The following is a 19,453-nucleotide window of genomic DNA, read 5'->3' on the forward strand; positions in this document are numbered from 1 at the left end:
TGGTGGCTATGACGGGATTCGAACCTGTGACCCCCGCATTATGAGTGCGATGCTCTAACCAACTGAGCTACATAGCCAACCTTGCTTCCGGTGAGTCGTTACCTCGTCACCGTGCGGGCCGAATTATGCGTATCTGGCTCTGGGGCGTCAACCCTTTTTTTGCCAGAAAAACGCAATTTGAGTGCGTTTGACCAGTTATTGGTCTCTGTTGCGCAAAAGCCCAACAATCTGCTTTTTTTTAAGACATTGCCATGATTGCCCGGGCAATGGCAGATAAAAAACAGGCCAGCAAATGCTGGCCTGTCATGGGATTAGACGTTGAACAGGAAGTTCATGATATCGCCATCTTTGACGATGTAATCTTTCCCTTCAGCGCGCATCTTGCCCGCTTCCTTGGCGCCTTGCTCACCCTTGTAGTTGATAAAGTCTTCAAAGGCGATGGTTTGGGCGCGAATAAAGCCTTTTTCAAAGTCAGTGTGGATCTTGCCAGCCGCTTGCGGGGCAGTGGCACCGACCGGAATAGTCCAGGCGCGCACCTCTTTCACACCGGCGGTGAAGTAGGTCTGCAGGTTGAGCAGCTGGTAGCCTGAGCGGATAACACGGTTCAGGCCCGGCTCTTCGATGCCAAGGTCAGCCATGAACTCGGCGCGATCTTCATCGTCCAGTTCGGCGATGTCCGCTTCGATGGCGCAGCAGACCACGACCACGACCGCGTTCTCGGCGGCGGCGATTTCACGCACCTTGTCCAGATAGGGATTGTTCTCGAAGCCATCTTCCGCCACGTTGGCGATATACATGGTGGGTTTCAGGGTCAGGAAGTTGAGGTGGCTCACGGCGGCCAGCTCTTCTTTATCCAGCTTCATGCCGCGGATCATCTGGCCGTTTTCCAGCGCAACCTTGATCTTCTCAAGCACTTCCACTTCCAGCTTGGCATCCTTGTCGCCGCCTTTGGCACGCTTGGACTGACGGTGAATGGCGCGCTCGCAGGCGTCCAGGTCCGACAGGGCCAGCTCGGTGTTGATCACCTCGATATCGTCAGCGGGAGAGACCTTGCCGGCAACGTGAATGATGTTCTCGTCGTCGAAGCAGCGCACAACGTGGCCGATCGCTTCTGTTTCACGGATGTTGGCCAGGAACTGGTTACCCAGACCTTCACCCTTGGAGGCACCGGCAACCAGACCGGCGATGTCGACGAATTCCATGGTGGTCGGCACAACGCGCTGCGGATTGATGATGGCAGCCAGCTGATCGAGGCGGGGATCCGGCATCGGCACCACACCTGTGTTCGGCTCGATGGTGCAGAACGGGAAGTTGGCGGCTTCGATACCGGCCTTGGTCAGCGCGTTGAACAGGGTGGATTTGCCTACATTGGGCAGGCCCACGATACCGCATTTAAAACCCATGGATTGTTACCTTACTTGATGGATGCTGTTGGGGGTCGCCCGCAGGCGGCCCATGTCATGCTTGTTCTGGTCGTTGCTCATGTACCGGCACAATGCCCGTACAGGGTCAAACCGACCTAACCCTTTTCAGCCTTGAAGCTGTGCAAGCGATTCATGGCCTTGGTCATATCTTGTTTGAACAGGATATCGGTGGCGCGCAGGGACTCGTCCAGCGCGGCGTCGATCAGGTTCTGTTCACTGCTGGGGGCCTTGGTCAGGACGAAGCCAGCCACCTGCTCTTTGCTGCCGGGATGGCCGATCCCGAGACGCAGCCGGAAGAAGTTATTGTTGTTGCCCATCTTGGCGATGATGTCCTTGAGGCCGTTATGGCCACCGTGACCACCACCCTGCTTGAACTTGGCGATGCCAGGCGGCAGATCCAGTTCGTCATGGGCCACCAGCATCGCTTCCGGCTCAATCTGATAAAAACGCGCCAGTGCGGCCACCGCCTTGCCAGAGAGGTTCATATAGGTGTTCGGGATGAGCAGCCGCACATCCTGCCCCTCGACCAGGATGCGGGCAGTATGGCCGAAGAACTTGGGTTCTTCACGCAGGCTGACATTGTGCCAGCGGGCCAGTTGCTCCACATACCAGGCGCCCGCATTGTGGCGGGTCTTGGCATATTCCGGGCCGGGGTTGCCCAGTCCGACGATCAGTTTGATTTCGCTTGTCACGCTTGATGTCTTCACTCGCAGCTGCCGTGGGCACACTACCCAGGGCAATAGGACGCAATATTCTAGCCGCCGAGTGGCGATCACTCAACCAATGCGCATGTTATGGCGGGATTTGCAGCATTATTGCGGCCAATGGGTGGCTAACGGTGGGCAAACGGGCCTCTTGCAAGAGGCCCGTTTCAGTTTACCGATGGATTGTGCCCGGTTGACTACCGTCGTTATTTGGCACGCAGCAGGGTGACATTTTCCTCATCCAGCGCGGTCAGGGAGGGGCGGGCATCGCGCACATACTCCACGAAAGAGGCTGCATCGGTGCCGCAATCCACGCCGCTGGCCTTGCAATCGAGGGCCTGGCCCGGGGCATAGACGGCGCTCAGCAGTTCACCGTTTTGTGCCACCTTCAACACCGGGAAGGCGGTCAACTTGCCATTGACGCTGGCGATGTCGACCCGCTCGCTCTTCTGACGCTGGGCATTGGCCAGCGCCTGCCAGCCATCGTTGCCGTTGGCGCTGTAGGCGTTCATCACCACCCGATAGCGCTGGCTATCCACCAGATCCTGCCACTCGCCGCTTGCGGTCTTGCGCTGCAATTGGGTCAGGGTGCCCGCTTTGCCTGCGTCGGTCTCCTGGAAGGTGTAACGCAGGTGGCCGCCATAGGGGAACTTGCCGGCATGGGCGCTGGCGGGCAGGGTAGCGGTGATGGTCTCGGTCAGCAGGGCGCGCACCTCGGCGCCGGTCAGGGTCAGCACCGAGAGCTGGTTCTTGAACGGCAGCAGGGTGAGGGCACTATCCCCCTCACGCCATTCGCCAGCAGGCAGGTCGGCGCGCACGCCGCCCACCGCAACCAGAGAAAAATCGACCGGGCCGCCGGTCAGGGCTTGCACTGCTGGGGTATTGGCCCAGTAGAACTCCCCTTCGGCAACCAGCGGCGCTACATCTGAGCCGTGGCTGTCGCTGCCGTTGTCACCGGGGCGACGGGCATTTTGCAGCTGCTCGGGGATGGTGCCGATCACCGGGCCATAAGCTTTCTCCAGCGCCGGTTTGTAGTGGCTGTCGATGATGCCGCGCAGGCGCGGATCTTCATCCACGGTGACCAGATTGGGCTGGTTGTCGACAAACTGGCTTGCCTCTTTGCTGCGGGCGTCGTCGAGCGCTTGCTTGCGCGCCGCATCGGCGAAGAAGTCGCGGCTGGCCAGCAGGCTGTTGTGGCCCTGGCAGTCGGTCACCTGACCCAGGCTGTCAAAGGTCACCTGTGCCAGACCGATGGCCTGGGCGTAGGAGCCCGCCTGCACCACGCAGGTCTTGCCGATGCCATCCGGATTGGTCACCAGCTTGGCGTAATCGCCAGTCTTGCCCCAGCCAATATTGCGAAAATCGCCGAGCAGGCTGTGGGAGTGGCCGCCGACGATGGCATCGAGGCCGTTTACCTTGGCGGCCAGCGCCAGATCCCGCTCGTTGCCGATGTGGGTGAGCGCCACGATCTGGTGGATCCCCTTGGCTTGCAGCATGTCGACCGTGGCCTGAGCCGAGGCGACCTCCTTGCCAAAGCGCAGCTTGCCGACGTTGGGGGCGATATTGCCCATGTCTTCCAGCACCAGACCGATGACGGCGACCAGTTGCTTGCCTTGCGGCAGGTTGTCGAGATCGGTGACCGGGCTCTTCTGGTTGCCGTCAAAGGCGTAGACCACGAAGGGCTTGAGGTTGTCAGCCTTGCTGAGTGCCGGATCGGCCTTGGTGTCAAGGTTGGCGGCCAGCACCGGGAAGTTGACCCCCTCGATGAAGCGGGCCAGCTTCTGGTTATCCAGATCGAACTCGTGGTTGCCCAGCGCCATGGCATCAAGGCCGAACTGGCTCAGCAACTCGGCGTTGGCCATCCCCTCGTTGAGTTTGAAGTAGCCGCTGCCCTGCCAGGCATCACCGCCGTGCAGCAGCAGCAAGGGCTGGTTCTTGGCCAGCGCATCGGCTTGATAGGCTTTCGCCATGGTCAGCAGGCGCGGGTAACCGCCAAAGCGGGTATAGAGGGTATCCGTCTCCCCCTGCTGGGAAAAGATCTGCCCTTTGATCTCGGCATTGACCGGATCAAACTGGGAGTGGGTGTCGTTCATGTGAGCCAGAGTCAGCACGAAGGGCGGGTTCTCTTTGGCGGGCTGACAGGCGAACAGGGCGGAGGTGAGGGTCGCGAGCAGGAGGGGACGCAAGCAATTCATGGGTAAATCCTTAAGCCTGCCGGGGGCAGGGTCGTACCAGATAGCAGAAAGTTGGAAAGAGAAGGTCCAGAAAGACGAAAACCGCCTGATGGCGGTTTTCGTTATTGCTGAATCTATCAATGCTCAAACATGGCAGAGATGGACTCTTCGTTGCTGATGCGACGAATGGCTTCGGCCAGTACAGTTGACAGCGTCAGCTGCTTGACCTTGCCGACCGCTTTCATCTCCGCAGTGAGCGGGATGGAGTCGGTGATGATCAGTTCATCGATCACGGAGTTCTTGATGTTCTCGACGGCGGAACCGGAGAAGACCGGGTGGGTAGCGTAGGCGAATACACGCTTGGCACCGCGCTCTTTCAGGGCCTCTGCGGCTTTGCACAGGGTGCCGCCGGTGTCGATCATGTCATCAACGATGATGCAGTCGCGGCCGGCAACGTCACCGATGAGGTGCATAACCTGGGAGACGTTCGGGCGGGGACGGCGCTTGTCGATGATGGCGATGTCGGTGTCATCCAGCAGCTTGGCGATGGCGCGGGCACGCACGACGCCACCGATGTCCGGGGAGACAACGACAGGAGACTCGAGGTTCTTGGACTTCATGTCTTCCAGCAGCACCGGGCTACCGAACACGTTGTCTACCGGAACGTCGAAGAAACCTTGAATTTGCTCGGCATGCAGGTCAACGGTCAGCACGCGATCCACACCGACGCTGGAGAGGAAGTCAGCGACAACCTTGGCGGTGATGGGCACACGGGCGGAGCGGACGCGGCGGTCCTGACGGGCATAACCAAAGTAGGGGATAACGGCAGTGATACGGCCAGCTGAAGCACGACGCAGAGCATCCACCATGACGATCAATTCCATCAAATTGTCGTTGGTCGGGGCACAGGTGGATTGAATGATGAAGATATCGCCACCACGTACATTCTCATTGATCTGTACGCTGATCTCGCCGTCGCTAAAGCGACCTACGGCAGCATTGCCGAGTTTGATAAACAGGCGATCTGCGATCTTCTGGGCTAGTTCCGGCGTTGCGTTACCAGCAAACAGCTTCATGTCAGGCACGGTTTGAAACCTCGGGGTTGCATCCAGTATGTGGGGGAGTCTGAAATCAGACCCTATCGTTTTGGGGCAAACGATTTATCAAGATAACGTACAAGGTGTCTGCTGCCCAATGAATGTGATGATACCGGTAACCCGAATCCGTGGCCGAGTGCAAAACCGGTCACGTTAATCATCATCAATACCGTTCGGTAAAATTGGCTGGGGTACTAGGATTCGAACCTAGGAATGGCGAGATCAAAACCCGCTGCCTTACCGCTTGGCGATACCCCAATCATTTGAACTGTTGCAATGTGGAGAAGAGAGGTGATATGTTCTCGCCCTTGGCGACAAACCCATCAAGTCCCTTCGGCACGCAGGCCAACACTTCCCGAGCAGTCACTTCGTCTTCAAATTGAGCAAAGACGCAGGCTCCTGTGCCCGTCATTCTTGACGGCGCGTATTCTAGCAACCAGCCGAGCGCATTGGCAACCTCGGGGTGGCGCTTTTTCACCAGTGATTCGCAATCGTTTTTCCACTCGCCTTCCAGCAGGTTGTCCAGCGCCATTTTCGGCGTGGCTCTGGGCAGGTCCGGATCCTGGAATACGGCCGCAGTAGCTACATGGCAATCGGGTTTGAGTACCAGATACCAGGCATCGGGCAGTTCGACCGGTTGCAGTCGCTCGCCCACCCCTTCGGCAAAGGCCGCCTTGCCACGAACAAACACCGGTACATCAGCCCCCAACTGGACGCCGAGCGCAGCCAGTTCATCTTCACTCAAACCCGCTTGCCAGAGGTGGTTAAGCGCTACCAGCGTGGTCGCTGCATCGGACGAACCGCCGCCAATGCCGCCGCCCATGGGCAGCACCTTCTCCAGCCGGATATGGGCACCTTGCGGGCTCGGCAGGGTTGCCTGCAGCAGCCGCGCCGCCCGGATAATCAGATTCTGCTCATCCGGTACCCCGGGAATGGCCGGTTTCAGGGTGAGTGTGTCGCTATTCGGTATCACCTCGAACTCGAGCCAGTCGCTGTGGTTGAGGAAGATAAACAGGGTCTGCAGCTCGTGATAGCCATCGGGACGACGGCCATTGACGTGTAAAAACAGGTTGAGTTTGGCCGGTGCCGGCCAGCGTGTGGAAGCCATTAACGTGCAAGAGTCCATTGGTTGATCTGAAGCTTGAGGCGGCTGTTCTGGCCAGTCATGGTCAGCTGGTGCGGCAGGCGGTAGCCATCCTGATCCCGATAATCGCCATAGACGATCTGCCACTGGCCGTCGCGCACGCTGGCCAGACTGCTGTCGGGGTTGAGTTCAAACTCCGCCTGACCCGGCAGCCCCTTGATCCACTCCGGTAATCCCGCAACCGGAATATTCCAGCCGGTCAGTTGATAGATGAGCGCTTCGGCATCCTGGCTCTGGTGGCGATTGCCGTCGCTGTCGAGCAGGGTGATTTCGCCCTTGCTGCGGGAGAGCTCCAGAATGCTGGTGCCAATCAGGCTGGTGAGGTTGAGGCGATAATCCTCCCCATCCTGCTGCCAGTTGAGACGGGCGCTGCCCTTTTGCTGTGGCGTGATGATGGCCATCTTGCCGGATAGCTGCCAGTGGGCCAGTTGCTCGAGACGGGTCCGCTCCTGGTTCCAGTTCACTTGGTCACGCTGGGGCTGGGTGGTGGCACAACCGGCCAGCAACAGCAGGCAGGTGAGGGTAAAAATACGTAGCAGCAAGAGATGGCTCCAGAGAGAGGAATTTGCCACAGTATACGGGGCGGCCGTATTGCTTTTAAAGACTTACCCTTTCTCGTACAATTGGCAGCCTTTGCACCCAGCGTATGAAATGATCGTCGCCCACTCATGAGTTTGCTTGCCCTCGGAATCAACCACAACACCGCCAGTGTCGCCTTGCGGGAACGGGTCGCCTTTGGCCCGGACTGCATCGATCGCGCCTTGCGTGAGCTGGTGAGCCAACCCGGTGTCAGCGAGGCGGTGATCGTCTCCACCTGCAACCGGACCGAACTCTATTGCAATCTGGAGGAGCAGCGGCAGGAACAAGTGCTGCGCTGGCTGCAACAGTTCCACGGGCTGGACGCTGCCGAACTGGTCACTGCCATCTATCAGCATCACGATGAAGAGGCGGTGCGCCACCTGATGCGGGTGGCGTGCGGGCTCGACTCGCTGGTGCTGGGAGAGCCGCAGATCCTCGGCCAGATCAAGCAATCCTACGCCCATGCTCAGCAGGCGGAGTCGGTGAAGGGGGCGCTGGAGCGGCTGTTCCAGAAATCCTTCTCGGTGGCCAAACGGGTGCGTACCGATACCGAGATTGGCGCGAGCGCCGTGTCGGTGGCTTTTGCGGCCGTCAGCCTTGGCCGCCGCATCTTTGCCGATCTCTCCCAGACCAAGGTATTGCTGGTCGGTGCTGGCGAAACCATCGAGCTGGTGGCCCGTCATCTGCGTGAACAGAACGTGACCCAGATGATGGTGGCCAACCGGACTCTGCAACGGGCCCAGACCCTGGCTGCCGAATTTGGCGCCCAGGTGATGACGCTCGAAGAGATCCCCGACTATCTGCACGAGGCGGATATTGTCATCAGCTCGACCGCCAGCCCCCTGCCCATCATCGGCAAGGGGATGGTGGAGCGCGCGCTGAAGGCCCGCCGCTTCAAACCCATGTTTCTGGTGGATATTGCCGTGCCGCGTGACATCGAAGCCGAAGTTGATGAGCTCTCCGATGCCTATCTCTACACGGTGGATGATTTGCAGGGGATCATCGAGCAGAACCTCGAAACCCGTAAACGGGCTGCCGCACAGGCGGAAGTGATCGTGCAGGAAGAGCGCGACGAGTTTATGGGCTGGTATCGCGGCCAGAGCTCGGTCGACCTCATTCGCGATTACCGCCATCAGTCCCAGCAAGTGGCTGATGAAGAGTTGCAACGGGCCCTGCTGGCATTGGCGCAGGGCGAGAGTGCCGAACAGGCGCTCAAGGCGATGGCCCATCGCCTCACCAACAAATTGATCCACGCGCCGACCCAGGCGTTGCGCCAGGCTGCCTCCCAGGGGGATCAGAGCGAGCTCTCCCGCTTGCGGCAGGCGCTGGGGTTGTCACAAGAGCCATAATTTTCGGGCAACCTGCCGGTTGTCCCGTCCTCCATTGAGAATGCAAGAGTTATGAATCCGTCACTGATCAGAAAGCTGGAAGGCCTCATCGAGCGCCACGAAGAAGTACAGGCCATGCTCGGCGAGCCAGATGTGGTCTCGGATCAGGATCGCTACCGCGCCCTGACCCGCGAATATGCCCAGCTGGAAGATATCGTTCACGCCTTCCAGCGTTACCGTCAGGCGCAGGATGATCTTGAGACCACCCAGATGATGCTGGAGGAGGATGATGCCGACCTGCGTGAGATGGCGCAGGAGGAGCTGCCGCTGGCCAAGGCCAATCTGGAGGCGCTGGAGCAGGAGCTGCAACTGATGCTGCTGCCCAAGGATCCCAAGGATGACAACAACTGCTATCTGGAGATCCGCGCTGGTGCCGGTGGCGACGAAGCGGCCATCTTTGCCGGTGACCTGTTCCGCATGTATTCACGGTTTGCCGAGCGTCAGGGCTGGCGCGTCTCCATCGTCAGCTGCAACGACGGTGAATACGGTGGCTACAAGGAGGTGATCGCCAAGATCGACGGCGAGCGCGTCTATGGCCGTCTCAAGTTTGAATCCGGTGGTCACCGGGTGCAGCGGGTGCCGGAGACCGAATCCCAGGGCCGGGTGCACACCTCCGCCTGTACCGTCGCCGTGCTGCCGGAAGTGCCGGAAGCCGAGCAGATCGAGATCAACCCTTCCGACTTGAAGATCGACACCTTCCGCGCCTCCGGTGCCGGTGGTCAGCACGTCAACAAGACCGACTCGGCCATCCGCATCACCCACCTGCCGACCGGTCTGGTGGTGGAGTGCCAGGACGAGCGCTCCCAGCACAAGAACCGCGCCAAGGCGATGTCGGTGCTCTCCGCCCGCCTGCAAGCGGCCGAGGATGAGCGCCACCGCGCCGCCGAGCAGAGCACCCGCCGCAATCTGGTGGGCTCCGGCGATCGTTCCGAGCGCATTCGTACCTACAACTACCCGCAGGGTCGCCTCTCCGAGCACCGTATCAACCTGACCCTCTATCGCCTCTCCGAAATTTTGGAAGGGGATTTGGACTGCGTCATCACCCCGCTGGTGCAGGAGTATCAGGCCGATCAGCTCGCCTCGCTGGCCGAGAACAACTAATGCAAATGGTGATCCGGCAAGCTCGCATTAAGTGTTCTGCCCATAAGGTGGAGTGGCACTGATGCAGATCCAGCAGGCCCGCGCCCATATCATGAATGTGTTGGCTGAGGGGGAGTCCCCCCGCGCCGATGCCGACGTACTGCTCTGCCATCTGCTCGATTGTCGTCGCAGCTATCTGATGACCTGGCCCGAGTGTGAGCTGGATGCCACCCAGCAGACCACCCTGCAGGGGTGGCTGGCTCGTCGTCTCAATGGCGAACCCATCGCCCATCTGGTGGGCGAGCGGGAGTTCTGGTCGCTGCCCCTCAAGGTGAGCCCGGCGACCCTGATCCCGCGCCCCGATACCGAGGTGCTGGTCGAGCAGGCGCTGACCAGAATCCCGCAGGGGCCCTGCGCCGTGCTGGATCTCGGCACCGGCACCGGCGCCATCGCGCTGGCGCTCAAGTCCGAGCGGCCCGAGGTCGATGTGTGGGCGGTGGATCGGATGGCCGATGCCGCGGCACTGGCGCGCGAGAACAGCGCCGCACTGGGGTTACCCATCGAGGTGCGTGACGGCAGCTGGTTCGAGCCCCTTGGCGAGCCGGATCGCGACAATACGCCACGTTTTGCGGTGATTGTCTCCAATCCCCCCTATATTGATGGCGCCGATCCCCATCTCGAGCAGGGTGACGTGCGCTTTGAGCCCCGCTCGGCGCTGGTTGCCGATGACGCCGGGCTGGCTGATATCCGCCACATCGTGGCCCATGCCCCCGCTTATCTGCTGGCCGATGGCTGGTTGCTGCTGGAGCATGGCTGGGATCAGGGGGAGGCGGTGCGTCAGTTGCTGCGCGATGGCGGTTACCGCGAGGTAGCCACGGTGCGTGATTACGGGGATAACGACAGGGTGACGCTGGGCCTCTGCCCGCTGCGCTGACGGTTCCTCACTGTTAATCGGCGGGTTGCCTGTGCGCCCCCATGCAAGGATTGAATATGGTTTTTGTGCTCAAACACCTGCACCTCACCCTGATTGCCGGGGCCGTGCTGATGTTTATGCTCCGCTTCTACTGGGTACAGACCGCCACTGGCCGAGCCTATAGCGCGCCGGTGATGAAGGTCAGCGGCTGGCTCAACGGTCTGGTGGTGCTCTCCGGCGCATTGCTCTGCATGGTGCTGGATCTCAACCCGCTCAATAACGGAACGCCCTGGCTCAGCGAGAAGCTGATGGCCATTCTGGTGCTGGTATTTCTGGCGGCGATGGCGCTGCGGCTGGCCAAAAGCAATCTGGTGCGCTGGTGCTCCTTTCTGGGGGCGCTCGGCTGGATCTACTTTATTGCCAAGTTGGCAGTGCTCAAACAGACGAGTGTGTTCGGCTAAGGCATGAAGAGAATGTTACACATAGACGAATGGACCGATTTCGAAGCCCACGACATCACCGAGCTGGCGTTGTCAGTCAGCGACGAGATTTATGGCTCGGTCGAGGAGGGGATCCGCGAGTTGAACCTGCTGGACGAGTGGCTGGACGAGCAGATTGAAGAGGGCACCTGCGACGAGGTGCGCCAGCAGTTGCTGCAGGGCTTCTACCACAGCCTCGGTTTTCATGGCGATTGGCAGGATTATTTCTCTGCCAACAATTGCGATCTCAATCAGGTGCTGGTTCAGCGCAAGGGGATCCCGGTCAGCCTCGGCATTCTCATCATTCAGCTGGGGCGCAAGCTCGGGCTCGATGTAGAGGGAATCTGCTTCCCCGGCCACTTCCTGGTGAGCTTTGCCGGTGGCGAGGGGGAGGTCTATGTCGATCCCTTTACCGGCGATGAGCTGAGCCTGGCCCGCATCGAGCTGCTGCTGCGCGGCGCGTTGGGGGACTTGGCGACCCTGACCCCCGACTACCTGCAACCCTCCGGCCAGTGGGAGATCATCGAACGGCTGCTCAACGTCAGCAAGGGTGCCCTGCTGCGGGAAGACCGCATGCCCGAGGCGCTGCGTTGCAGCGAGCTGTTGCTGCGGATGAAGCCCGGCGATCCGCTGGAGACGCGGGATCGCGGCTTTATCTACGAGCAGCTCGATTGCCCGCGTCAGGCTGCCGACGATTTTGAATATTTTATTGAACAATGCCCGGACGATCCGGTTGCCGATGTGCTGAAAGTGCAGCTGGCCGCGCTGGATCTGAGCCCCAAGCCCCTCCATTAAGGGCGGCTTGAAACTGAAACAGAAGAATATCAAGGCCGCTGCGTCCGGTCGCAACGGAGTAACTTGGCTTCAGGCCCTTTTATTTAGGATGTCTTGGAGTTGAAACAGAAGAATATCAAGGCCGCTGCGCTCGGCTGCAACGGAGTAACTTGGCTTCAGGCCCTTTTATTAAGGATGTCTTAGATGGAACAGAAGAATATCAAGATCAACCAGATCGACGTTGCCAATGACAAACCCTTCGTGCTGTTTGGTGGCATGAACGTGCTGGAATCCCGCGACATGGCGATGGCAGTGTGCGAGAAGTACGTGGAAGTGACCAGCAAGCTGGGCATCCCGTTTGTCTTCAAGGCGAGCTGGGACAAGGCCAATCGCTCCTCCATCCACTCCTACCGCGGTCCGGGTCTGGAAGAGGGGATGAAGATTTTCCAGGAGCTGAAAGCGACCTTCGGCATGCCGGTCATCTCCGATCTGCATGAACCCCATCAGGCCAAGCCGGTCGCCGAGGTGGTTGACGTTATCCAGCTGCCCGCTTTCCTGGCGCGCCAGACCGATCTGGTGGAAGCCATGGCCCGCACCGGCAACGTTATCAACATCAAGAAGCCGCAGTTCCTGAGCCCAAGCCAGATGAAGAACATTACCGACAAGTTTGAGGAGTGCGGCAACGATCAGCTGATCCTCTGCGAGCGCGGTGCCAATTTCGGCTACGACAACCTGGTGGTGGACATGCTGGGTCTGGGGGTGATGAAGAAGAGCACCGGTGGCTATCCGGTGATCTTTGACGTGACCCACTCCCTGCAGTGCCGTGATCCGCTGGGTGCCGCCTCCGGTGGCCGTCGCGAGCAGGTGACCGAGCTGGCGCGCGCCGGCATGGCGGTCGGTCTGGCCGGTCTCTTTATCGAATCCCACCCGGATCCGAAAATTGCCCGCTGCGATGGCCCGAGCGCCCTGCCGCTGGAGAAGCTGGAAGGCTTCCTCAAACAGATGAAGGCCATCGATGACCTGATCAAGGGCTTCGAACCCCTCGATACCTCGGCCTGATCCCGACGCTGTCATGCCTGATGAAAATGCCCCGCAATGCGGGGCATTTTTTGATAAGGATGCGGTGACAAGCACGCATAAAAAAACGGCCGATTGGCCGTTTTTTGTGCCGATACAGCGAGTATCAGCTCTTCACTGCAGGGCGCTGATTACAGGCTCTGGGTGAAAGTACGGGTAACCACGTCACGCTGCTGTTCCGGGGTCAGGGCGTTGAAACGCACTGCGTAGCCAGATACACGGATGGTCAGCTGCGGGTACTTCTCCGGGTTTTCGATAGCATCTTCCAGAGTTTCGCGACGCAGCACGTTGACGTTCAGGTGCTGGCCACCTTCAACAGCCGGTTCGGCCTGAACAGGCAGTTCGCGGTATTCGAACTGACCCAGGTCAGAGAGTGCGACTTCCTGATCGGCAGCAAAGGCATCGCCTTTGACACAGATGCAGCGAGCCTGTTGCTTCTCTTCGTCCAGCAGCCAGAAAGAGTTCAGCAGGGCGGTGTTGGCAGCCTGGGTGATTTGAATGCCTTTGATCATGGTATGACTCCTCAATGGGAACGCGAATCCAACTGTAAGGAAATTACCCTGATGTATTTAAGCTACCGTTAATTGCGGTGGCTTAAAGGGCCCTTGCCTTACACCTTTGCTTTGATGGGGTCATATATATCATGTTGGTAATATTACTAAAATTGATCCAGATCAATAAAAATCAATAAAGCGCCATTTGAATGGGATTAAATTCTTGAGTTGAATCAAAAATAGGTCATTTTTCTGATTTTGTAAGATATCAAAATTATGCATCTTTTATCTTTTTAATCTAGTAATTTAACTACATCTTTTTCGGCTTTTCTGTGGTGGATTGAGGAGTTGGCTACACTCAGCAGAAAGCAAGGAGAGTGTCGGGTGAATATCAGGTGGCGAATGTGGGGATGGTTGGCCCTGTTCTGTTGCTGGGCAATCACAGCTGTGGTCCGGGCCGAAACAGTACGCATAGCGGTGGGCGAATGGCCGCCTTATATCAGTGAGTCGCTGCCCAATCAGGGGTTTCTCTGTCAGGTGGTACGTGAGGCCTTTGCCGAGCAGGGGGTCGATGTCAGCTTTCATTTCTACCCCTGGTCTGAGGCATACAGCCTGACTCTTGAAGGGCGTTATATGATTACCATGCCCTGGTTTCGCTCTCGCGAGCGCGAGCAGCACTTCTATCTCTCTGCATCGCTGGGCAAATTTACGACCCGTCTGCTTGCACTTAATGGTTCGCCATTGGTCAGTTTGGGTGAGCTGAAAAACGAGCCTGTCGGGGTTACCCGTGGCTATTTTTATGGTGAAGGGTTTGCAGCAAGGCAATCCGAGCTGTCTCTTGAGTGGTCCGACTCCGATGAGGAGAGCATGGAGAAACTGCTCACCGGACGCATTCGTTATCTGGTCATGGATGAACAGGTGGCACAGGTTCTGTTTCAGCAGGTTCTCTCTCGTCATCCCCAAGCGGCAGCATTGAGTGGTGCCCCCGATCCCATCTGGTCCCAGCCGGGCTATCTGCTGATGCGCAAGGCCGATCCCGATGCCCGCCGCTTGATGTTGCTGTTTAACGCCGGTCTGCACAAACTGGAGCGCTCCGGTCGGCTCGCCAGGCTCTGGAAAGTGTGAGTCACGGTTGCGTCTTGCGGGCTGCCCCCCTATCCTGACTCCTTCGCCGTATCAAGTGAGGAGGCCGGGGTGCTGACCTGGAGTGATGTGATTGGCTCTGAAAAAGAGCAGGACTATTTCAAGTGTACGCTGGCGACCGTCAGGGCAGAGCGGGAAGCGGGCAAGGTGATCTACCCCCCCGCGGCCGATGTGTTCAATGCTTTCAAACTGACCGAACTGGATCAGGTCAAGGTGGTGATCCTGGGACAGGATCCCTACCATGGCCCGAATCAGGCACATGGTCTCTGCTTCTCCGTCCTGCCCGGGGTGCGTACCCCCCCCTCACTGGTCAACATCTATAAGGAGATGCAGCGGGATCTGCCTGGTTTCGTCACACCCAATCACGGTTTTCTGGAGTCCTGGGCCAGACAGGGGGTTCTGCTGCTCAACACAGTGCTGACAGTGCAGGCCGGTCAGGCACACTCTCATGCCCATCTGGGGTGGGAAACCTTCACCGATCGGGTCATTGAGCAGATCAATGCCAGTTGTCAGGGGGTGGTATTTCTGTTGTGGGGCTCCCATGCCCAGAAGAAAGGGCGTTTTATCGACCGGCAACGCCACCACGTGTTGACGGCACCCCATCCCAGCCCCCTTTCTGCCCACCGTGGTTTTATCGGTTGCGGCCACTTTTCCGAGACCAACCGCCTGCTGGAATTGCAGGGTAAAAGCCCGATCGAATGGCAATCTGTCTGCCAACCACTTGATTGAGTGCAAAGTTTGGGCGACAAATGACCGTATACTCAGGAAAGTAACATTTTATTTCAGCGCCAAGGAGTGCCCATGTTATCGAGTCTGCACAAGGATCACCTCAATATCGCCCGACTGCTGGATCTGCTGAAGCAGAAGCTGGCCGCCATTCGTGCCGAGCAACCCATCAGCTATTTTCTGGTGCGCGATGTCATCGATTATCTGCGGGAGGTCTCTGACAAGTATCACCACCCCAAGGAAGATCTTGTCTATGACTACTACCTGAAATACCGGGTGGTGGAGGGGGATGTCGCGAACCGCTTGCATGAAGAGCATCTCAAGTTGCTGGAGGCAGGGACCGAGCTCAAGGAGATGGTGGAGATGATCCTGATGGATGCGGTGATCCCGCTCGATCAGTTCACCGCCAAGCTGGAGCGCTTCGTGGAGCTGCAAGAGGCACACATGAACTACGAAGAGGGGGTGATCTTCCCCCATCTGCGTGACTCCCTGACCGAGGATGACTGGCGTCATCTGGAGCAAAACTGGCAGAACCGAGCTATCGGTGATCCTCTGTTTGGTGCCGAGATCAGCCAGCACTTCCAGGCGCTTGCCAAGCGCCTCTCCCTGCCTTTTGCTGCCAGCTGACGCACGCGGCTTTCGGTCATCAGTCATCTGACTGTGCAGGTGTTACCCGGCCAATGTGCCGGGTTACTTATTGTTACTCACGCCACATGATCTTGTTGTGCCATTTGTCGGGCACAGTGAGCTGCCAGCGGGCCAGCTCGCTCTTGCTGAAGACATATTCGCCGCGCAGGGCCGCTCGCGGGGAGATAGTACGGGGCAGGGTGCCCGCCAGTATGGTGTTGATAAGGGACGCTGCCTGCAACCCCTGATCGTGGCCGTCCAGTACCAGCCCGCCGATGGCCATCCCCTTGCCGACGGTAAACTCCCAGAAACAGAAGAGCGGCACCGGCGTGTTGGCGCTGGTCCACTCCAGCACAGTCTGTTCGCTCACATGCTTGCCATTATCATCGACCAGCGTGTGGTAGAGGCCGAGGAAGATTGCCTGATAGCCATTCTTCTTGGCGTTGAGCACCGCCTCCTGCCAGAGGCTGTAGTCGCCCATCAGCTGGCTGTTGACCCGGGTCTGGCCGACTCGCAATTCGGTCTGGGTCTTGAATTCATCCTCGATAGCGGTGAGGGCCACATTGCTGGAATCAAACAGTACCAGCGCCTTGTCGAGCCCCCCCATCATCTGGCTTATTTCGCTGATGTTGCGCTTGAGCAGGGGGCGTTCCAGCAACCCGGTGATCTTGGGGTGGCCGACAAAGCCCTTGAGGCGGGGGTTTTCGTTCATGCCGAGAAAGACCACCGGGGTACCCAGCGAGGCGATCTCGTTGGCCAGATAGTTGATGGCATTGTCATCCCCCAGCACCACCAGGTCCGGTTTGCTCTTGAGATAAAAAGCGATAGCCCGTTGAGCGATGTCGTCGAACGCCTCCCGTGGATGGCGTTTGGTGTCCATATAGAAGTGAGAGATCTTGTGCTCCCCCTGCAACCCTTTGCGCAAACCTTCGTTGTAGCTCTGGTCCCAAAGGTATTCGGGATGGTAGCTGCTGATCACCAGAATGTTTGCGGCCCAGAGCGGCAGGGAGAGGGTGGAGAGCAGTAGCAACAGCAGGGAGGTGCGCATGGGAAGGCCCCTGTCGAGTGATAGTGTATGCATGCTCAGTATGGGCAGTGTTTGCCGTTACTGTCATCTCGAAACCGGTATGGCAGGGCGCGATTTTTTTTCGGTTGAGCGGATCGGACGCCAGCCCGCACTCTGCTTGGGATCGGGTTTTATTGAGTCTTTTTTTGGTTGGTCGTGAACTGTCCCGCTCGCTGAAAAACCTGTTCTGGATCAAGAAATGAGGCTGCGCTTTGGTGCCTAATAGACACCACATATAGGGACGCATTCGTTTTTAATCCCTATATGTTGTGTTATTAAGCTGTGTATAAGCTGTTCCCCTCCTATCTTCAGCCCAGGCTTGTCAAGCCTCGGCTGAATTTATTTGCGTCCAGGACGAGATGCCGGGAGGGGGGCCCAACAAGGGTGAGCCAGAGGCAAATGCCTGGCCTTTTAACGGGGAAAATCCATGAAACCGGTTGTGATCAAACGTGACGGATGTCGCGCACCATTCAATGTCCAGCTGATTCGCGATGCGGTCAGCCGAGCGGCGGAAGCGGTCAATCAGGCCAATCCGGCACTCGCCTCCCGCATTGCCAATGCAGTGAGTCAGGAGCTGGAAGGGCGTGGTGAAGTTGATATCCACGAGATCCAGAACCGGGTCGAAAACCACCTGATGGCTTCCGACGACAAGGCCATCGCCCGTGCCTATATCGAATATCGCCACGACAGGGATCAGGCTCGCGAGGCGCGCGGCCGTCTGGCGCAGGAGATCCGTGGTCTGGTCGAGCAGACCAACGCCGCCCTGCTCAACGAAAACGCCAACAAAGACTCCAAGGTGATCCCGACCCAGCGCGACCTGCTGGCCGGTATTGTCGCCAAGCACTATGCCACCAGCCACATGCTGCCCCGTGATGTGGTTCAGGCCCACGAGAGCGGTGATCTGCACTTCCACGATCTCGACTACTCACCTTTCTTCCCGATGTTCAACTGCATGTTGATCGATCTGAAAGGGATGCTGACCCACGGCTTCAAGATGGGCAATGCGGAGATCGATACCCCGAAATCCATCAGCACCGCCACGGCCGTGACCGCCCAGATCATCGCTCAGGTGGCGAGCCACATCTATGGCGGCACCACCATCAACCGCATCGACGAAGTGCTGGCCCCCTATGTGACCATCAGCTGGCAGAAACACCGTGAAGTGGCCGAAGAGTGGGGCATTGCCGACGTGGAAGCTTACGCCATGGCCCGCACCGAGAAAGAGTGCTACGACGCCTTCCAGTCGCTGGAGTACGAGGTCAACACCCTGCACACAGCCAACGGTCAGACGCCGTTTGTCACCTTCGGCTTTGGTCTGGGGGACAGCTGGGAGTCGCGAATGATCCAGCGCGCCATCCTCAGCAACCGCATCGCTGGCCTTGGCAAGAACAAGAAGACCGCCGTGTTCCCGAAACTGGTGTTTGCCATCAAGGATGGCCTCAACCACAAGCAGGGTGATCCCAACTACGACATCAAGCAGCTGGCGCTGGAGTGTGCCTCCAAGCGGATGTATCCGGACATCCTCAACTACGACCAGGTCGTGAAAGTGACCGGCTCCTTCAAGACTCCCATGGGTTGCCGCTCCTTCCTCGGTGCCTACGAGGAGAATGGCGAGCTGATCCACGAAGGTCGCAACAACCTGGGGGTGGTGAGCCTCAACCTGCCGCGCATTGCCCTGAAATCCCGTGACGAAGCGGACTTCTGGGATCGTCTCGATGCCTCCCTGCGGGTCGCCAAGAAGGCGCTGATGTACCGCATCACCCGTCTGGACGGGGTGAAAGCGCGGGTTGCACCGATCCTCTATATGGAAGGGGCCTGCGGCGTGCGGCTGAAGGCGGACGACAACGTCAGCGAGATCTTCAAGAACGGTCGTGCCTCCATTTCCCTCGGTTATATCGGGGTTCACGAGACCATCAACGCCCTGTTTGGTGACAAGGTTCACCTGTTTGACAGCACCGAGCTGCAACAGAAGGCCATCGCCATCATCGCCCGTCTCAGGGCGGCCATCGATGAGTGGAAAGAGGAGACCGGCTACGGCTTCAGCCTCTACTCCACCCCGAGCGAGAACCTCTGCACCCGCTTCTGCCGCATCGACGCCAAGGAGTTTGGTGTGGTATCCGGCGTGACCGACAAGGGTTACTACACCAACAGCTTCCACCTCGATGTGGAGAAGCAGGTCAATCCCTACGACAAGCTGGACTTCGAGGCGCCCTATCCGCCCATCGCCAGCGGTGGCTTCATCTGCTACGGCGAGTACCCCAATATCCAGCACAATCTGGAAGCGCTCGAAAACGTCTGGGATTACAGCTATGACAAGGTGCCTTACTACGGTACCAACACCCCCATCGACGAGTGCTACGACTGCGGCTTTACCGGCGAGTTCGAGTGTACCTCCAAGGGCTTTACCTGCCCGCGCTGCGGCAACCACGACCCCGCCAAGGTGTCGGTGACCCGCCGTGTCTGCGGCTACCTCGGCAGCCCGGATGCACGCCCCTTCAATGCGGGCAAGCAGGAAGAAGTAAAGCGCCGCGTCAAACATATGTAAGCGCACAGGCGATGAAGAG

17 protein-coding genes, 2 tRNA genes and 1 pseudogene are annotated in these 19,453 nt (G+C 58.7%); 10 read left to right on the plus strand and 10 right to left on the minus strand.

Annotated elements, in window-relative coordinates; all coding sequences use genetic code 11:
- The 8 genes and pseudogenes from G5182_RS10935 to lolB form a co-directional block, all read right to left on the minus strand.
- Positions 1-77 (minus strand) — tRNA-Met (locus G5182_RS10935).
- Between the two features lie 234 nt (positions 78-311).
- Positions 312-1,403 carry a redox-regulated ATPase YchF gene (gene ychF, locus G5182_RS10940; RefSeq protein ID WP_005353921.1) on the minus strand — a complete coding sequence of 364 codons (1,092 nt, stop codon included), beginning with the start codon at positions 1,401-1,403 and terminating at the stop codon, positions 312-314.
- Between the two features lie 116 nt (positions 1,404-1,519).
- The gene (gene pth, locus G5182_RS10945) at positions 1,520-2,116 is read right to left on the minus strand and encodes an aminoacyl-tRNA hydrolase (RefSeq protein ID WP_005334960.1); all 597 of its coding nucleotides are present in this window, start codon (positions 2,114-2,116) and stop codon (positions 1,520-1,522) included.
- 218 nt (positions 2,117-2,334) lie between these two features.
- Positions 2,335-4,323, minus strand: a complete 1,989-nt coding sequence (locus G5182_RS10950; RefSeq protein WP_421254371.1) for a bifunctional metallophosphatase/5'-nucleotidase — start codon at positions 4,321-4,323, stop codon at positions 2,335-2,337.
- 116 nt (positions 4,324-4,439) lie between these two features.
- Complete coding sequence (locus G5182_RS10955; protein WP_005343846.1) at positions 4,440-5,387, minus strand: ribose-phosphate pyrophosphokinase; 948 nt, start codon at positions 5,385-5,387, stop codon at positions 4,440-4,442.
- Positions 5,388-5,582: 195 nt separating this feature from the next.
- Positions 5,583-5,657: transfer RNA gene (locus tag G5182_RS10960), tRNA-Gln, on the minus strand.
- Positions 5,637-6,507: pseudogene (ispE, locus tag G5182_RS10965) on the minus strand (4-(cytidine 5'-diphospho)-2-C-methyl-D-erythritol kinase). The gene G5182_RS10960 and the pseudogene ispE overlap by 21 nt, the downstream one beginning before the upstream one ends.
- Positions 6,507-7,085: a lipoprotein insertase outer membrane protein LolB gene (lolB, locus tag G5182_RS10970; protein WP_216951853.1), complete on the minus strand. Its 579-nt coding sequence runs from the start codon at positions 7,083-7,085 to the stop codon at positions 6,507-6,509. The pseudogene ispE and the gene lolB overlap by 1 nt, the downstream one beginning before the upstream one ends.
- Before the next feature lie 126 nt (positions 7,086-7,211).
- On the opposite strand from lolB, the gene hemA reads away from it, so the two are divergent.
- From hemA to kdsA, 6 genes are all read left to right on the plus strand, one after another.
- Positions 7,212-8,471, plus strand: coding sequence for a glutamyl-tRNA reductase (hemA, locus tag G5182_RS10975; protein WP_421254372.1), 1,260 nt, complete (start codon positions 7,212-7,214; stop codon positions 8,469-8,471).
- A 51-nt stretch (positions 8,472-8,522) separates the two neighbouring features.
- Positions 8,523-9,611 (plus strand): peptide chain release factor 1, encoded by a 1,089-nt coding sequence (gene prfA, locus G5182_RS10980; RefSeq protein WP_005353897.1) that lies wholly within the window; start codon positions 8,523-8,525, stop codon positions 9,609-9,611.
- Between the two features lie 61 nt (positions 9,612-9,672).
- Positions 9,673-10,524 carry a peptide chain release factor N(5)-glutamine methyltransferase gene (prmC, locus tag G5182_RS10985; RefSeq protein WP_421254373.1) on the plus strand — a complete coding sequence of 284 codons (852 nt, stop codon included), beginning with the start codon at positions 9,673-9,675 and terminating at the stop codon, positions 10,522-10,524.
- A gap of 56 nt (positions 10,525-10,580) precedes the next feature.
- Positions 10,581-10,964, plus strand: coding sequence for a SirB2 family protein (locus G5182_RS10990; protein WP_139408052.1), 384 nt, complete (start codon positions 10,581-10,583; stop codon positions 10,962-10,964).
- A 12-nt stretch (positions 10,965-10,976) separates the two neighbouring features.
- Positions 10,977-11,777, plus strand: a complete 801-nt coding sequence (locus G5182_RS10995) for a SirB1 family protein (RefSeq protein WP_005362204.1) — start codon at positions 10,977-10,979, stop codon at positions 11,775-11,777.
- A gap of 183 nt (positions 11,778-11,960) precedes the next feature.
- Positions 11,961-12,815: a 3-deoxy-8-phosphooctulonate synthase gene (gene kdsA / locus G5182_RS11000; protein WP_005334937.1), complete on the plus strand. Its 855-nt coding sequence runs from the start codon at positions 11,961-11,963 to the stop codon at positions 12,813-12,815.
- A 149-nt stretch (positions 12,816-12,964) separates the two neighbouring features.
- Here the strand turns inward: kdsA and grcA are convergent, their stop codons facing one another.
- Complete coding sequence (gene grcA / locus G5182_RS11005) at positions 12,965-13,345, minus strand: autonomous glycyl radical cofactor GrcA (RefSeq protein ID WP_005343856.1); 381 nt, start codon at positions 13,343-13,345, stop codon at positions 12,965-12,967.
- 384 nt (positions 13,346-13,729) lie between these two features.
- Between grcA and G5182_RS11010 the strand changes: the two genes are divergently transcribed.
- From G5182_RS11010 to G5182_RS11020, 3 genes are all read left to right on the plus strand, one after another.
- Positions 13,730-14,452, plus strand: a complete 723-nt coding sequence (locus G5182_RS11010) for a substrate-binding periplasmic protein (protein WP_421206196.1) — start codon at positions 13,730-13,732, stop codon at positions 14,450-14,452.
- A gap of 69 nt (positions 14,453-14,521) precedes the next feature.
- Positions 14,522-15,199: a uracil-DNA glycosylase gene (gene ung / locus G5182_RS11015; protein WP_266134094.1), complete on the plus strand. Its 678-nt coding sequence runs from the start codon at positions 14,522-14,524 to the stop codon at positions 15,197-15,199.
- 72 nt (positions 15,200-15,271) lie between these two features.
- Positions 15,272-15,823, plus strand: coding sequence for a hemerythrin domain-containing protein (locus G5182_RS11020; protein ID WP_216951846.1), 552 nt, complete (start codon positions 15,272-15,274; stop codon positions 15,821-15,823).
- Positions 15,824-15,896: 73 nt separating this feature from the next.
- Here the strand turns inward: G5182_RS11020 and G5182_RS11025 are convergent, their stop codons facing one another.
- Positions 15,897-16,871 carry an ABC transporter substrate-binding protein gene (locus G5182_RS11025; RefSeq protein WP_421254374.1) on the minus strand — a complete coding sequence of 325 codons (975 nt, stop codon included), beginning with the start codon at positions 16,869-16,871 and terminating at the stop codon, positions 15,897-15,899.
- A 445-nt stretch (positions 16,872-17,316) separates the two neighbouring features.
- Here G5182_RS11025 and nrdD point away from each other — a divergent pair, with 445 nt between their 5' ends.
- The gene (nrdD, locus tag G5182_RS11030; RefSeq protein WP_421254375.1) at positions 17,317-19,434 is read left to right on the plus strand and encodes an anaerobic ribonucleoside-triphosphate reductase; all 2,118 of its coding nucleotides are present in this window, start codon (positions 17,317-17,319) and stop codon (positions 19,432-19,434) included.
- Positions 19,435-19,453 lie beyond the last annotated feature (19 nt).

The organism is Aeromonas sp. 600948, assembly GCF_049174875.1.
GTDB lineage: Bacteria > Pseudomonadota > Gammaproteobacteria > Enterobacterales > Aeromonadaceae > Aeromonas > Aeromonas veronii_A.

Bases quoted from the DNA above. Each gene is read 5' to 3' on its own strand.
- G5182_RS11010 (WP_421206196.1), top strand. From the start codon at position 13,730: ATGTGGGGATGGTTGGCCCTGTTCTGTTGCTGGGCAATCACAGCTGTG.
- nrdD (WP_421254375.1), top strand. From the start codon at position 17,317: ATGAAACCGGTTGTGATCAAACGTGACGGATGTCGCGCACCATTCAAT.
- G5182_RS10990 (WP_139408052.1), top strand. From the start codon at position 10,581: ATGGTTTTTGTGCTCAAACACCTGCACCTCACCCTGATTGCCGGGGCC.
- kdsA (WP_005334937.1), top strand. From the start codon at position 11,961: ATGGAACAGAAGAATATCAAGATCAACCAGATCGACGTTGCCAATGAC.
- prmC (WP_421254373.1), top strand. From the start codon at position 9,673: ATGCAGATCCAGCAGGCCCGCGCCCATATCATGAATGTGTTGGCTGAG.
- G5182_RS11025 (WP_421254374.1), bottom strand. From the start codon at position 16,871: ATGCGCACCTCCCTGCTGTTGCTACTGCTCTCCACCCTCTCCCTGCCG.
- G5182_RS10995 (WP_005362204.1), top strand. From the start codon at position 10,977: ATGTTACACATAGACGAATGGACCGATTTCGAAGCCCACGACATCACC.
- G5182_RS11020 (WP_216951846.1), top strand. From the start codon at position 15,272: ATGTTATCGAGTCTGCACAAGGATCACCTCAATATCGCCCGACTGCTG.
- ychF (WP_005353921.1), bottom strand. From the start codon at position 1,403: ATGGGTTTTAAATGCGGTATCGTGGGCCTGCCCAATGTAGGCAAATCC.
- hemA (WP_421254372.1), top strand. From the start codon at position 7,212: ATGAGTTTGCTTGCCCTCGGAATCAACCACAACACCGCCAGTGTCGCC.
- G5182_RS10950 (WP_421254371.1), bottom strand. From the start codon at position 4,323: ATGAATTGCTTGCGTCCCCTCCTGCTCGCGACCCTCACCTCCGCCCTG.
- grcA (WP_005343856.1), bottom strand. From the start codon at position 13,345: ATGATCAAAGGCATTCAAATCACCCAGGCTGCCAACACCGCCCTGCTG.
- prfA (WP_005353897.1), top strand. From the start codon at position 8,523: ATGAATCCGTCACTGATCAGAAAGCTGGAAGGCCTCATCGAGCGCCAC.